The organism is Mycoplasmopsis bovis PG45 (genome assembly GCF_000183385.1).
Taxonomy (GTDB): Bacteria; Bacillota_I; Bacilli_A; order Mycoplasmatales; family Metamycoplasmataceae; genus Mycoplasmopsis; species Mycoplasmopsis bovis.
The window spans coordinates 113,910-129,492 of sequence record NC_014760.1 but is presented as its reverse complement, the minus strand read 5'-3'; the positions used below and the strand labels follow the sequence as shown (position 1 = coordinate 129,492).

The 15,583-nt window shown below is 31.0% G+C and carries 13 protein-coding genes; 2 read left to right on the top strand and 11 right to left on the bottom strand.

What is annotated here, in order from left to right:
* Positions 1-53: 53 nt before the first annotated feature.
* From MBOVPG45_RS00580 to MBOVPG45_RS00550, 7 genes are all read right to left on the bottom strand, one after another.
* A complete protein-coding gene (locus MBOVPG45_RS00580; protein ID WP_013456113.1) occupies positions 54-545 on the bottom strand; it encodes a membrane protein in 492 nt (163 codons plus the stop codon).
* Positions 546-615: 70 nt separating this feature from the next.
* A complete protein-coding gene (locus MBOVPG45_RS00575) occupies positions 616-1,599 on the bottom strand; it encodes an MAG1050 family protein (RefSeq protein ID WP_013456359.1) in 984 nt (327 codons plus the stop codon).
* 12 nt (positions 1,600-1,611) lie between these two features.
* On the bottom strand, positions 1,612-4,014 hold the full coding sequence (locus MBOVPG45_RS00570) for an ATP-binding cassette domain-containing protein (RefSeq protein ID WP_013456036.1): 2,403 nt from the start codon (positions 4,012-4,014) through the stop codon (positions 1,612-1,614).
* Positions 4,004-5,152: an ABC transporter ATP-binding protein gene (locus tag MBOVPG45_RS00565; protein ID WP_013456492.1), complete on the bottom strand. Its 1,149-nt coding sequence runs from the start codon at positions 5,150-5,152 to the stop codon at positions 4,004-4,006. Before MBOVPG45_RS00565 ends, MBOVPG45_RS00570 begins: the two co-directional genes overlap by 11 nt.
* 14 nt (positions 5,153-5,166) lie before the next feature.
* Entirely contained in the window at positions 5,167-6,435 is a 1,269-nt protein-coding gene (locus MBOVPG45_RS00560; RefSeq protein ID WP_013456209.1) for an ABC transporter permease, read from the bottom strand.
* Positions 6,435-7,556: an ABC transporter permease gene (locus MBOVPG45_RS00555; protein WP_013455934.1), complete on the bottom strand. Its 1,122-nt coding sequence runs from the start codon at positions 7,554-7,556 to the stop codon at positions 6,435-6,437. Before MBOVPG45_RS00555 ends, MBOVPG45_RS00560 begins: the two co-directional genes overlap by 1 nt.
* Before the next feature lie 31 nt (positions 7,557-7,587).
* A complete protein-coding gene (locus MBOVPG45_RS00550) occupies positions 7,588-10,473 on the bottom strand; it encodes an OppA family ABC transporter substrate-binding lipoprotein (protein WP_013456094.1) in 2,886 nt (961 codons plus the stop codon).
* A gap of 509 nt (positions 10,474-10,982) precedes the next feature.
* On the opposite strand from MBOVPG45_RS00550, the gene MBOVPG45_RS00545 reads away from it, so the two are divergent.
* Positions 10,983-11,891 (top strand): MSC_0882 family membrane protein, encoded by a 909-nt coding sequence (locus MBOVPG45_RS00545; protein WP_013455945.1) that lies wholly within the window; start codon positions 10,983-10,985, stop codon positions 11,889-11,891.
* 16 nt (positions 11,892-11,907) lie between these two features.
* On the top strand, positions 11,908-12,453 hold the full coding sequence (locus MBOVPG45_RS00540; protein WP_013456035.1) for a DJ-1/PfpI family protein: 546 nt from the start codon (positions 11,908-11,910) through the stop codon (positions 12,451-12,453).
* A 54-nt stretch (positions 12,454-12,507) separates the two neighbouring features.
* Here MBOVPG45_RS00540 and rpmB read toward each other — a convergent pair whose 3' ends face one another.
* From rpmB to MBOVPG45_RS00520, 4 genes are all read right to left on the bottom strand, one after another.
* On the bottom strand, positions 12,508-12,714 hold the full coding sequence (gene rpmB / locus MBOVPG45_RS00535) for a 50S ribosomal protein L28 (protein WP_004024280.1): 207 nt from the start codon (positions 12,712-12,714) through the stop codon (positions 12,508-12,510).
* A gap of 181 nt (positions 12,715-12,895) precedes the next feature.
* Complete coding sequence (gene lpdA / locus MBOVPG45_RS00530) at positions 12,896-14,509, bottom strand: dihydrolipoyl dehydrogenase (protein ID WP_013455917.1); 1,614 nt, start codon at positions 14,507-14,509, stop codon at positions 12,896-12,898.
* Between the two features lies 1 nt (position 14,510).
* On the bottom strand, positions 14,511-15,245 hold the full coding sequence (locus MBOVPG45_RS00525; protein ID WP_041309076.1) for a 2-oxo acid dehydrogenase subunit E2: 735 nt from the start codon (positions 15,243-15,245) through the stop codon (positions 14,511-14,513).
* Positions 15,245-15,469, bottom strand: a complete 225-nt coding sequence (locus tag MBOVPG45_RS00520; RefSeq protein WP_013456556.1) for a hypothetical protein — start codon at positions 15,467-15,469, stop codon at positions 15,245-15,247. The genes MBOVPG45_RS00525 and MBOVPG45_RS00520 overlap by 1 nt, the downstream gene beginning before the upstream one ends.
* Positions 15,470-15,583 lie beyond the last annotated feature (114 nt).

Below are 15,583 nucleotides of genomic sequence, written 5' to 3'. Positions count from 1 at the left end.
ATGCATTTAATTTAAAAATGTTTTTGTTTGACAATTAGGGCAAATTTTCATATCTAAGCAATGCCCTTTAATATTCAGGCAGTTATTAAGAAAATTATTGAAAACATGAATACAACAATTAATACAAAGTTATAACCTTTAGCATTTGTTGATTCATTCATTTTTTGTTGTTCAAGTTCTAAATCTTCGCGTAGAACCTTAAGTTTTAGCTCTCTTTCTCTAGAAGCAGGCTTCTTTTTTTCTTCTTCTATTTTATAGGCTAATTCGTTTGATTTTTGGTTTTTATTTTTCCTAAATGCTCTAAATAAGAAACCGGTTGAAAATATAAATATTAGGCCACTATAAGCCAATAATGTTATTCCTATAATAAAGGTTCAATCCTGTGCAATTCTTTTAGATGTATAAATCTCAGGCTCTTTTTTTCACTTAGCAAAATAAAGCGAAAGAGAGAGAACAAGTATAATCAAAGAAACCACTACAAAGTGCATACATTTTTTTCATGAAAACGATTTTCTAAAGTATTCTGCATTCAACTTTAATTTCATTATGAATAAATTATAAATGCTAATTTAGATAATAAAAGCAAGCCAAAGCCTGCTAATATCAATTTGTACACTATCAGGTGTATTTATATTCATATTCATTATCAGAAGTTACTTTAGTTTCTTTGCCTTCAGAATCAAATATACTGGTTTGTAGTTTGAATTTAATTGTAGCTTGGTTGTTGCCACCATTAGTAACGCTAAGATCAGTTAAAATTGTATCTCCAGCATTCTTTAAAGAAATATAGGACATTGGATCTTTTTGAACTTTCTCAAGTGTTACATCAGTGGCTGATGATTTTTCAATGAACTTATCAGGATCAAAACTTTCATATCCAGTGAAGCCATCAATTTTAAAATTTTCAATCTTTTTGGCTAGTTTTATTGGAAAGTCATTGCCAGTTTCCCTTGCGTTATGCTCAACAGTGTAAGTAAATGATAAATTGACGAAACCTTTTTTGATACCTTCATTATCATTGCCAAAGTCTAATTTTGGATCCTTAGAGATTTTGACTCCAGCTTGTGATAGTAGGTTATTACTTTGCAAATCTAAAAGAAGTTTGTCATTTATTATTTCGGTTACTAATAATGTTTTTTTATCAACTGGGGTTCCTAGGTTCCTAGTTTTAGAGAAATATAAATTTGAATTGATAGAAGATAATTGTTCTTTGACATTAGACTTAAAGTCTTGTAAATAAATAAATTTTTTAGGAGTTATATTTTTTTTGTTATTTTTGTCAAATAATTTATATTCGACATATAAATATCCATAGTTGTCATTAGGTCTAACGCTAACTAGCTCATAACCGTATTTGTCTGTTTTACTGCCATTTTGGGTAACTTCTAACACTTTTGCATATGATGATTTATTTTCTTTTACAAACTCTGATGGAGATTTTTTAGCAAAATCAGTTTTACCATCTGAAGCTAAAGACAATGTAACATCTTTAAAATCTTTAGGGTTAAAATCTTGCTTTTCACGACATGAAGCTGATAATACTGGTGCAAATAATGCAATAGGCATTGACAACATAACTAATTTAGTTTTCTTATTCATTATTATGCTCCTTTACTTTTTATCATCATCTTTTGCGTCTATAACATCAGTATTTTTAGGTTTTCCTAAGCGAAATGGTTTCACTCATTCATTGACTTGTTTGTCCGTTCCATAGATATAATGGTCATTTTCAACAATGTAGTTTGACGGAATATCAGGGTATTGTTGTTCTTTTAAATAATCCAATTCAAAGTTTATGTTTTCAAACTTTTCATTAGCATTCGAGATCTTAGGAATTGCTTTAAATAAGTTCCTGGTATATGGGTGTAATGGTCTTTTATAAACTGTTGCAGTATCACCAGATTCAACTATTTTACCAAGGTGCATAATTTGCACATTATCTGCAATATACTCAATCATTGACAAGTCATGCGCTATAAAAATCATTCCTATATTTTTCTTTTCACACAAGTCCTTTAGTAAGTTAACTACCTGAGCCTGAATTGAAATATCAAGCGATGCAATAGGTTCATCAGCTACTATAACTTTTGGTTCAGTTATTAATGCTCTAGCAATAACAATTCTTTGGCGTTGACCGCCTGAAAATTCATGAGGATAACGGTAGGCAAATTGTTTTAAAAGCCCTACATCTTCTAGTGATTTATAAATCATTGATCTTGTTATTAATTTAGTAATCATTTGCTTTGCAAACAATCTGTTGTAAATATTGAATAGTGAATTTTCGAATTGCTTAGTACCTAGTAATAGGTAAATTGTTCTGACATCTTTAAATAAGTGCTTTACTTCAACTTCAAATGATTTTAAAGTAGATAACTTATTAGAAACCTTTTGCTTATAAATCTTGATAGTTTTGTTATTTTCATGCACTTTTGCATGATCTTTTTTAGCTTTTGCCTCTTTTAAGTCACTATTAAGCTTTTCAAAAAACGCTTCATTAATCTTTTTAAACTTGAGATCATTAATACCTTGCTGAGTTTTTAAATTTTTATATAAAAGGCTCTCATTAAGAATGTCTTTGTCTAATTGCTTAATTTGATTTTGAATATTTTTGTTATATTTATCGTTTTCAGCTTTGAAAACTTTCTCAGCATTAGCCAATTTTTGCTCAGCAGCTTCTAATTCTTTCTTGCCAAAAGCTGGTTTTTCATCTTTTGAATGAATAATTTCCTTTTGAGCCTTGATTGAATCTTCAATATTCCTAAGTGCTGAATTAAATTCTAATTCATTAGAATGGTTTAACTTTAGATATTCATTAACATCAAAGTTATAATCAGATTCAATTATTAACTTAGCAACTGCTTTAAAGTCTTTAGAAATTGGGAGTGATTCTAAGTGTTCAATGTAAAAACTATTAGTATATTTGTTTAATTCAGCAATAAATTTACGAATTTGATCTATTGATAAATAACTTAACTTAGACTTATATTTTTTGATTACATCTAACCTTATTTTGTTGGTTAGCTCTTTTTTATAGTTAAAAAAGTAAAAATCTATGTCGTAAGTATTTAATCTTGCATAACGGCAAATTTTGATCTCGTTCTTATATTCCGAAAGAAAATTATTAAAAGCGTTTTTGTTAGTTAATAAATAATCATTTTGATTACTTTTTAACTCTTTCAATTCTTTGTCTAATTCACTTAATTTGTTTAATGCATCATATTGCTTTTGTGAATACTTACATAATTTTTTAGTTAATTCTAGTTCCTTTGTAGCATTTATATAGTCTAATTCGTCAAAAGTGACATCATTATTTCTAAACTGCGCTTGCTTTTCGTAATAGAAAGCCATTAATTGATCTGTGTTTGAGTACATCTCATTAATAATTGAGCTTTCCATTGTTTGTTTTTCTTCTAAGTAGTTAAAATAAGAAACAAAATTTTCATCAATAGATAAGTTTTCCCAGTCAAACTTAAAGTCAATTAGTCTATCTGATCATTTAGGAAAAAATGTGCTAGATGGCTCATTAATTGCCTTAAGGTTTTTAATTTTTAACTTTTTAGCATAAAGCAAAAATGTAAATTGAAAGTTCTCAGTAACTTTTTTTCAGTCACTAAATAGATCATCAGTTTTTTGCTTAATTATGTTATTGACAACTAAAGGTTCTTTAAGAATGCTATAGATAGTTTTTTGGCCGTTTAAAGACGCGTGTGGATCTTGAAAGATCATTTGCACTCTTTTACGCAAAAACTTTTCGCGTTTTTTAGAAATGCTTTCTCCGCTAATGATTTGATCATCTAAAGTAACAAAACCATTAAAATCGTCATAAAGCCTTAGAATTGAACGTCCAACAGTGGTTTTTCCACTTCCTGACTCACCAATTAGACCGACTATTTCACCTTCATGTAATTTAAATGACACACCATCAACAGCTTTGTTGACCTTACCGTTATTTAAAAAGTACTTTTTAAGATCTTGAATTTCTAAAATGACTTTTTTATTGTCGTTATTCTTCATCGTCTTTAAATACCTTTCTAAAACTTTTTAGTCTATGTTCTAATTCTTTTGGTCTTTGTATTTTTGGTGCATCAGGGTGAAGTAGTCACGTTGCTGCTTTATGATGACTATTAATTTCAATTAATGGTGGTTCTTTTTCATAGTCAATTTCTAAGGCAAAGTCATTTCTAGGTGCAAAAGGGTCACCGATAGGTAAGTTTGCCATATCTGGTGGGGTTCCTTGAATTGAGAATAATCTCTCATCATCATTTTCAGGTATAGCCGAGATAAGCGCTCATGTATAAGGGTGAGCTGGATTAGTAAAAATATCTTTTCTAGTTCCTCTTTCAACAATTTTGCCAGCATACATAACATAAATATATTCACAAAACTTAGCGACAACACTAATGTTATGCGAAATTAAAATTATTGATATATTGTACTCTTGACGTATTTGTTCAAAAAGAGCTAAAACTGAAGCTTGCACAGTTGGATCTAAAGCAGTAGTAGGCTCATCAGCTATTATTAATAATGGTTTTAAAGCAACAACCATTGTTATAACAACTCTTTGCTTCATCCCGCCACTTAATGTATGTGGATATCTATCATAAACTTCTTCGGCATCATGAATGCCAAATCTTTCCAAAAGGCCTATTAAATAGGCTTTTTTCTCCTCCTTAGATCTTCATTTTCACTCGCTATTTAAATTTAAAGCATCTAGTAGTTGCTTACCTATTTTTCTAGTAGGATTAAGTGAAGTAAGTGGATCTTGAGGAATATATCCAATATAGTGTCCTCTAACTGATTCTCATAATTTTTGCTTTTTAATTTTAGATAAGTCAATGTCGCTAATGACCAACTCATCAGATGAAACCAAAGCATTCTCATTGACATTAATTAATGCTTTAGAAGTAACCGACTTACCAGAACCAGATTCACCAACTAAGCCAACAATTTGCCCATTATTAACGTCAATATCTACACCCCTAACTATTCTTATAAGTGAATTACGCCCGTTTTTAAAATCAACTCTTAGATTTCTAACTTTTAAAAGTTGATTATTAGGTAACTTTTCAACCCTAATTGAAGATAATTTGTCATTAAAATCACTCATGGCTTCGTTTTCAACAGTGGTATTAGATTGAATATTTGTATCCATAATTACCTTTCAAACTATCTTTTAATTTTAATTACTTTAGGATCTAAGGCGTCATGAAGCCCAATTGCTATAAATTGTAAGCTTAAACTTAATAATAATAGTGTTGTTGCAGGAATAATAACTATTCATGGGTTTTCGGTTTCTTTACCTATGTTGTCACTCAAGAACTTACCAAGGTTATATGAATCAGGTGAGTTATAAAAACCTAAGAATGACAATGAAGCAATACTTAATATTACACCAGGAATTCTACGTACATAGTTCATTGCTATTTTACCTAAAATAGCTGGTAGGGCGTGAAAGAATATTTGTCTGTTCTTTGAAGCGCCGATACTTTTGGAAGCTAAAATGTACTCTTCATCTTTTACAGTTATTATAAATAATCTAGTTGAGTGAATTGGTCAGGTTCAACCTGTAAATAGTAAACCAGCTATTAAAATTCAATCATTTGGTCCATCCTTGCTTAGGGAAATGAACATTAGCAATCAAATAATAGAAGGTGGAGCTTGGAAAATATCAATCATTCTCATAAGCACTGTGTCAATTCATTTTCCAGCATGAAAACCTAAATATGCTCCAATAGTAACACCAATAATAACTTCGACTGTAGCAACAAAGAATGCTATTTTAATTGATTCTAGTGCGCCAGCTCATACAGTTGATCAAATGTCACGGTCTGAAAAAGTTGTACCAAAGTAGGTTTTAAGTGTAAATTGATCAACTTGGGTTTTTAAATAATTAACAAATGAATCGTCAATTACATATCCTTCATTAAATGCTTTAACAATAGCTACATTTAATTGACGTGCATAGTAGTACTTGTAATAGTCAATTATGATTCTGTCAGAAGCTACTGATCTAAAGTCTAAATATTCCTTTAAGTACTTTGAATAAGCATAATTTGGATCATTGAAGGTATTAACTTGATCAATAATTGACGAGTTTGTTACTGAAATATGAGGGGCAAATACAGGCGGTAGGCCACCAACATCTGAAAGGCCTTGATCTCAGTAGTTGTTTGACTTTGCATCTGAAGCAATGCTTGTCCCTGGTTTATATGTTGGAAAAATAGTTACTATGACAGCTGTTATGATAATCGTTAAAAAGACTATCGTTGATATGACAACCACTGGATTTGTAAAAAATCTTTTAAGGACTTCAACAATCAAAACTTTTGGTTTTCCAGCAATGCTGTTAGTAGACTTAGGTCTCTGGGATGGAACTATTTTAGAAGCCGTTTCGGAGTCTAATTCATACTTTTTATTAAATTCTAAGGAATTCATTAGTTGGCGTTCACCTCCTCGTTAATAATTGTTGATTCTTCTTGTTCTTTGAATAATTCTTTTAGCCTTCTTTTTCTTATTAAATATGCTTTGAAAATATGTAAGTAGTTAACTCCAGAGTTTGAACCATAGACAATTCTAGGGTCTAATATTACAAATGAAATATCAACCAATATGTCTGTAAACACGCTTAATGAGGTAAATAGTATTATGCTGTACATAACTAGATTTATCTCAGCATTTGGAAAGGCAAATGCTAGTATCATCGCTGTTCCTTCAACTCCTCAGAATCTTTCAACGATTATACTTCCTGATAATAAGCCTATATATGAAGGAAGTATTATTGCACTAAGTGGAATTGAAATGTTTCTAAATACATATTTTCTAAATATTTGCATTGTGCTTAAGCCTTTTGTTTTAGCTATAAGCACATAATTTGATGTTAAAACAGTTACTGTTTGGTTTCTTGCATAAAGTGTATATACAGCCATTGAGCTAAGTGAAACAACTAAAATTGGTGGAATAATACTTTTGAAAAAGTTTGCAAAACTATTTACACCTGAACTATCATTTCTAACTCATGCAGTATATGTAGTTGGGAATCCTAATTTAGTAAATAAGTTAATAAACATAGGAGCAATAATAAATGAAGGTACTGCTATAAAAATGAATACAAATACATTTATTATGCTGTCTCAAATGGTTCCTCTTTTATACCCGGCTACAATGCCTAAGGTTGTTCCTAAAAGTGCACTAACTATAAAGGCAGGAAGCGAAACAAATAAACTATTTGGCATGTATTCTCAGAACACTGCTACTACACTTTGGCCAAAAGCATTTTGTCCTTTTATTTTTCCGTAAAGAGTTCCAAAATCCCCTTTAAATAAGCCACCTAAGTAATTAAATAATTTTACTAAAACAGGAGTATTTCTATAGTTCTCTGCATCTCTTTTTATTTGTTCTAATACAACATCACCTGGCCTTGCATTGTTTATGTATTCAGCTTCTATCCCTTCATATGGATTCTTACCAAAAGCCGCTAATAGTGTATAAGAAAAGATTATAACAATAAATAATGTAAGAATAGCCATAGCTATTCTTTTGGATATATACTTAAACATAGCTTAATTTTATATTATTTTAGTTATTTAATTATTTATTATCACGGATTACAAAGTCAGCAAACCATAAGGCGTCTGTTCCTGTATATGGTCTAGAAAGAGATGGACTTAGGAATGAGATAATAAATTGATCTTTGTTTATTAAAAATGCAGGTTCAGGAACTCTACCATAGTAGTTTGATAATTCGTTTGATAGAGCAATATTATCTTCTAGAGGTAAACTGTTTGCATATTTAACAAAGAATTCGGCGCTAGCTGCTGAAAGATGTGTTCATTTAGTATATGTATCAGTATTCCTTTCTAGTTTTTTCTCGCTTTCGTTTCATTTATATACACTTGGATCATCATTTAAATCATCTCAGTATTTGCTTTCTACATCTTTTCAATGTTTGAAATCTACACTTCATTTAAATTGGTTTTTAGAATCGTTCATAAACTTAACGAATTCATCAGCAACTTTTACTAATTGTGGGAAGCTCTTTCTTAATGAGTTTTGAAGTTCAGCATCTGAATTAATCAATACTAAGATAACTCTTAGTGATGATAAGCCTAATCCATCATAACCAGCGCCTATGTTGTTTGTGTCATATCTAATTGAAGCAAAGTTTGCATATGAAGTATGTGAAGCAATAGCTGAAACTCATTCTTCTCTAGCGTCAAACTTTTTATATGTTGCACTAAGTCTTGGGTCAAGAGCCTTGTAAAGATCTGGGATTCATCTTACTAATTGTTCTAATAATGGTGGGTTAAATGAACCAACATTTCGGTTAATTAAAGTTCACTCAACTTTATCTTTGTCTGCATTTAGATTATTATCTTTATAATACTTGTCTAAGATTTTCTTAACCTCAGCTTGGATTTCTTTAAATTTAGCTGATTTGAATCTCTCAGCATCACTTTGTACTGTTGATTTGTCTTTATTTTCTTTAGGAGTAACTGTAGCAACCTTGTTTCCTTGGGCATCAACAAAGAATTGTTCATTAAATTTATCTGCAAATTCTGCAGGTTGAACAATTTTGCCATTTTGATCACTAGCTTGAATTGCGGTGTTAGGCGCAATTAAGCTAACTCATGCAGTTTTTTTATCATTGCTGATGTATTTAGCTAAATATTCTCAGTTAATTGCAGAGTTAATTAATGTTCTAAATGCAACAGCTGTGCCACCTAATTTATCTTTTAAATTAGTTGGTTTGCCACCTTCTCTAATTTCTTTTAATGAAGCGCCAAATGCTAATTTTGCAAAATGTTCATTAAAATTGAATTTAGTTTCATTAGTATGTTTTTGTGAATATGGTATGTATGAGGTTAAGAATTGATATGGACTAGTTGTTGGGTTATTTTCTCTAATAAAACTTGCTCCATAGTCACGCTGTCTATTACTAAATAAATCTAAGTCTTTTTTATCTAATAATGATTGAGGTGCAAATGCCAATTTTCCTCTTAAGAAATCGTTCTTTACAGCTGTTTTAAAGATATTTTCGTTTAATGAATCCCCTTGGTATCATGTACGATATTCTTTAATTCTTCTTGATTCTTTTCACTTGGCAATTGGATCCTTTGGATTTTCTTTTCTATAATGAGGATTTAATTTGTAGGTTTCTTCTCTATTACTTGGGTTTCATCCAGCATAGTAGTACCTACCAGCAGTTAGAACATCATCTTCATGGAAACCATATCAGTATAGTCCAATTTTACTTGCTAATGATCCTTTAGTGCCATTTAAAATTTTCCTATATTCATCGGTTGTCGTTTTTTCAACTTGTGGTCTTAATGGCTTAACAGGAACTTTATCTGGATCTTGATCATGCTCCTCTAATAATTGTGATGGTGCTGCTGAAAAGTCTTGTGAAGTTGCTATGTGTTCAAAAAGCAAGTCAAATGAACCTTGTTTTCCTTCTGTTAGTGGATTAAATGTAAGTTTGTCACCTTCAATGAATAATTCTTCTTTATAAAACTTAGATGAATCAATGCTTAAAAATTGGTAAACGTATTCATTAGAATATTTTGAACTCTTTGTAAAGAAGTTTGAATTTGGTGTTAATCATTTTTGGTTAATAAATTTATCAATTTCATCGCTTTTTTGACCATTTTTGTACTGAGAATCTGTAGATTCACTTAATAATTTTTCGCGCTGCTCAACATTTCTACCTGTTGTTCTTAGTCATGAGTAGTAGAAGTCCTTAGCAACAACTTCATATTTAGTTGCTTCGCCCTTATTATTTATTCATTTTTGGCCTTTTACAACTTCAAATTGTAGTTTTTTAGCTTTCTTTAAAACTTCTTGGAATTGCTTACTGTTAATGCTCTTTGCATCAGTTGAGGTTGCTTGATATATAGGATTTTTGAAAGTAGCAATACTTTTGCCTTTGTGGTTAACTGTTTCAGAATCAGCTGCTGGGAATTCGTTGACTAAATCATTGTCAAATTCGTGAGTTTTACCATTATTATCAGTAACAATAACTTTTGACCCCAATTCTAATTTGTATCTTCATACTGAAGGACGGGCATTAACAAATTGTCCTTGAATTGTTTTAATAACAATTGGTGAAAATAGAGCTTCTTTTCTAATTAAGATACCTTGAGCAGATTCTAATGCTGATCTTTGTCATGAACCATAGCTTACAGACCCATCAAATGAATATTCAGAAACAGCAGGTCTATTTCCTGGTGCAGGTGCTCTAAGAATACCTTGAGCAATTAAGTCATTTTGAACTTTTGATTCGCCACTTTCATAGCCTTTGGATTCTAATTCTAAGTTTCATAATGACTCAGGCCTGCCATCCAAGACATTGGTTCATTTTTTGTAATCCAATTCTTGATATTCTTCATTTTGGCATCTAGCAGCCACTAATGGTGTGGCCAAGCCAACTGCAGATGTCCCTAAGTATAAAAATAATTTATTTCTTTTTGTTGGCATATTATTCCTTTCTTTTATATACATTAATAAGCCATAACATTCTTTGAATACTTATAGAAAATTGACATTAAATTATAAATGTATGGCAAAAATATTTAAGGATTTCAAATGTATGTATAAATATGTGTTTTTTTGTGTTATGAACATATATTAGTATTTGTAATAAGTAACTTCTATAAAATTGCATTAAATAAAAGTAGGATTTGCTCCTACTTTTATCTGGTATTACTTATTAATGTATATAAAATGCTTTTTTATAACCTAATAAATGTGGAGCTAATAGCAAAATTTCATTAAGAAGATCATCTTAATGTTAGCCATAATTGAACGCACATTATATTGGTTGAATGTATTCATAACGAGATTAATTATAAATAAAAAAAATAATTTGTTACAAAAAAATATTTTTTCATATTTGCTATATAACTTATAACACTTACAATTAAGCTTCTCAATAATATTTAATGATACTTCTTTTATATATAATTAATAATATATAGAGGTAAGTAATGAAATATAGACCAATTCACAACAGAGAAACAATGGAAATTGTGCAAAGCAATAGAGATGTTTCTTTTGCAACCGAGGCTAAAAAAACATATAGAGATCCAATGAATCAATTTTCGCCTAGGATGTACAAAGTAATAAAATCAGAAAAGAAAATCAAGTCATTTATGATTTTTATTTCTTTATTTATCTTTTTTGCATCTGTTACATTTTTTATTCTAACTTGATATAAAGTTCCGCCTTTTAAAGTTAATAATGGTGATAAGCCATTAATTGGATATTTAGTTCTCTTTTCAATAGTTGCTTTTATTTCATTTGCAAACACAATAAAAAATGCTATTGAAAAAAGACAGTGGTCTAACACTGTTCAGAGGCACCGTGAAGCTATTTCAGCAGGTGATTATACTTCAAGCTCAACATTTCATTTAGTTTATAAAAGAATTGTTTTAAAAGATATTAACTTATTATGGATATTAATTTTTATCCTTACCTATCTAGGACTTATTACACTTATCATTTTTGGGCTATATAAATCAGGTAATTGGGAAGCTGGAAGTAGAGACGGCTCATTTTATATTAATTTAGAATGACCAAAATGATTGGATAAAAGCTTTAAAAATACTCAATTGTTCTGCCTTATTTGCACAATAATTATGGCTGCACTTATTGTGGCTTATGTTGTGATTAGGCTAATAGACAAAAAAAGGTTAGATGATATTGGTGACTTTTTTGGTGAAAAATCGGTGGAAATTCATGACCAGATTGAAACAGCAAAAAGCAATCGTAATAAAATGTGACTAAGAGTTTATTTAGTTGTTGTTGCCTTAACAATCTTTTTACCACTTGCCTTAATTTTTGTAGCAATCTGAAAAGGTATACTAAGGCGTAAGAAAAGTGTTGTTGGTGCATAATTAGAAAGAAGGAAATATGAAATTACTAGTGCTTGTACATAATCATTTTAATGATATGGAGTTAGTTTCAGTATTAAGCGTCTTAAAACGCTCAGAAAAAGTTGAGGAAATAGCATATTTTAATCCCCATTATGATAAAGCTAATGGACAACATGGAATTGTTGATTTGAATTTAGTAACTAAAATTAATGTATCTGACTATGATGCCGTTTTTGTTCCTGGCGGTGCCGGAGCAAAAGAACTAAGAGAAGATTCAGATTCTTTAGAAATAGTAAGAGAGTTTAGAAATCAAAATAAATATGTTTTTGCAATTTGTGATGCACCTAATGCTTTATATGAAAATGGCATTATTAAGGATAATGAGCAATATAGTTCATTTCCAATCAAACATATTGCTAAAACATGCTCAAGACACAGAAGCAGTGATAGAGTTTCACAAAGTGATAAGCTTTTTACAGCAAAAGCAGCATCTACTGGAATTGAGCTAGGCCTATTAATAATTAAATCTCTTTATGGTGAAGATCTCTATGAAATAGTGAAAGCTGGATTAACTGGCGAATAAATAAAAACCAAGCTAAAAAATCATGCTTGGTTTTATTATATTATTAAATGATAATTATGCTTGTGCTGAAAGGATACCCTTACGCTTCAATGTCTTAATTGTTTTTGCACTAACTCTTAGTGTTGTTGGGGTGCCATTACTATTTGTAATAGTAATTTTTTGCAAGTTGACATTAAATTTTCTTTTTGTAGCGATCATTGAGTGAGAACGTAAGTTTCCAACAAGAGGGCCTTTACCATTGAGTTGATCTCTTCTTGCCATATGCGCTCCTTTCATTATAAATATTAACTAGAAACTATATATTTAGTATTGTACAATAAAATATGAAAAATAAAACTATAATTTTGGGTCATAATCGCGCTTTTTTGAGCCTATATTTTTGTTGATGCACATATAGCAAAAATAAAAAATGCTAAGCAGGGCTTAGCATAAAAACAAATTATTAGTTGTTTTTTCTTTCGTTTAATTTTTCAGCAGTTAATTTTGATAAAGCACTTCTAGCTGCTTCTCAAATAATTTCATTAAATGTTGGGTGTGGGTGAATTACGTGAGTTAATGCAGTTACGCAAATTCTCTTTTCGATAGCTAAAGCTAATTCAGCTACGTAATCTGTTACATTAGGCCCCATTAATGAAGCACCAACAATGTGTCCGTCCTTAAGAACAATTAATTTTACTAATCCCTTGGTATCTTCAGCAGCAATCGCTTTACCTAAGGTTGCAAACTTGTATTTAGATACAAAAAAGTCCAATCCTTGTTCTTTAGCTTGTTCTTCAGTTAAACCAACTGTAGCAATTTCAGGGCTTGTGTAAATACATGCAGGCACTGGTTTTGTAGTTGAATCATATGGAATTCCATATAAATCTAAAATGTGGTGCACAGCTGTAACAGCGTGAATGTAAGCAACATGAGCTAACATATTTTGGTTTGTAACATCACCAATTGCATATACACCTTTTACATTAGTACGTAAGAATTTATCAACTTTAACTTCGCGTCTAGCACCTAATTCAATGCCAACTTCAGCCAATCCTTCAGATGCAGGAACTCTACCTGTAGCAATAAGAATAACTTCAGCAGTAATTTTTTCTTCCTTGCCATCTTTGGTGTAAATTAAGTTTTCGTCACCTTCTAATTTTGTACTTGTTGCGCCATAGATAACTTCAATTTTTGATTCAGTTTTAAGAATTTTAGCAAATTCGTCAACAATTTCCTTGTCTATTCCAGGAAGTAAACGGTCTTCTCTTTGGATAATTGTAACTTTGGTGCCCATTGATGCATACATTTGAGCAAATTCAACACCAATTACGCCACCACCAACAATAACCATTGATTCAGGCAATGATTTGTCATTGTTAATAGCTTCACGTGAAGTCATTAACTTGCCACTTTCGTATCCCTTTTCAAAACCTTCAAGGAATTTCATTCTGTTAGCGTGGCTACCGGTAGCTAAAATAACATTTTTGCCACGGTAAACCTTGCCATTAACTTCTATTTCTCTAGCACCAACAAACTTTGCAACGCCTTCTTCAGTCTGTACCTTTGATGCCTTCATTAAGAACTTAACGCCGCCAGAAAGCTTTGCAACAACTTTGGCTTTACGTTCATGCATTTTAACTCATGATTGTTGATAGTCAATTTTTAGATCTTCTAAATTAGCAACAACACCAAATTTAGCCGCATGAATAACTTCTTCTAATGCATGTGTTGATCTAAGCATTGCTTTGGTAGGAATACATCCAATATTTAAACAAACACCACCTCAAAATTCTTTTTCAACAATTAAAGTTTTTAGTCCAGCTTTACCAGCCATTTCAGCAGCTAGGTAACCACCAGGACCTGAACCAACTACTATTAAATCAAATTCGTCAGCAACTTCGCCTTCGTATTTAAGCCCTTCATCTTTTCAAGATGAACATACTTTTTCTTGTGAACATTCACTTTTTGGGCATGAAGCTTTGCATGATGATTCACTTGCACAGCTTGAAGCACAAGATGATTTTGATGCTTCACAGCTAGATGCACATGACTTTGTGCATTTTGATTCTGCTGTCATATTAAAATTCTCCTAATTGTTCTGGATTTTCGATTAATTCTTTAATTCTGCCTTGGAAACGAGCCATATCAGCACCATCAACTCATTGGTGGTCAGCTGCTATTGATAAGTACATTACTTTTCTGTTTTCAACAGCACCTTCTTTGTTTAATTTTAACTCATCAATGATTGCACCAGTAGCTGAAATTGCTGTATTGCCTTTGTTCATAATTGGAGAACCAAATAATACACCGGCACTACCAACGTTTGTAATAGCAAAGCAGCCGCCTGTCATATCTGACATTTTTAGCTTCTTTTCTCTTGCAAGTGTTGATAATCTAACAATTTCTTTTTGAATTTCAATTATACTTAGGTTTTCAACACCTCTAATTACAGGTACAAATAGACCAAAAGGTGTGTCAACTGCTATAGCAATGTTAAGTGTTCCAGGGTAGTATACTTTACCTTCAACACCATCTCATCTAGCAGCAAAAGATGGGTATTCGCTTAAAGCAATAGCCGAGGCTTTAACTATTCATGATAAGAATGTTAATTTAACATTGTGTTCTTCAAAAACTTTGTCTTTAACTTTTGCACGTAAGTTTCAAAGATTTGTAACATCAGCTTTTAAAACTAATGAACAATATGCAGATGTTTCTAAAACTTCTTTTAAGTTTTTAGCAATAGCTTTACGAATTCCTGAAATAGGAGCTTCTTTTTCTTCTAGTGGTTTAACTTTTGCGAGCTCAACAGCCATTATTTACCTTCTTTTCTTGCTCTAATAGCTCTTTCACGAGGTGTAAGGTTTTCTTCATCCTTTGAGCAAGCACCACTTTCCTTGCATGATGTTTCTTTCTTCTTTGGCTTAGCGAATGCAGAAAAATCAAGTAATTCATCAGAAACTTGAATTTGACCTACAACAGCAGGCGCATCAGCTTTTTTGCAGCTTGACTTTTCTTCGCCAGTGTCTTTAAATAACATATTTACCTCCGTACGGTTATATTTATTAAGTTTTTAAATTTAAAAACGTAGATTTAGTAAATAAATCTACGTAAATTATATTATAAAACAAAGAGCATATTTACACTTTTTGTT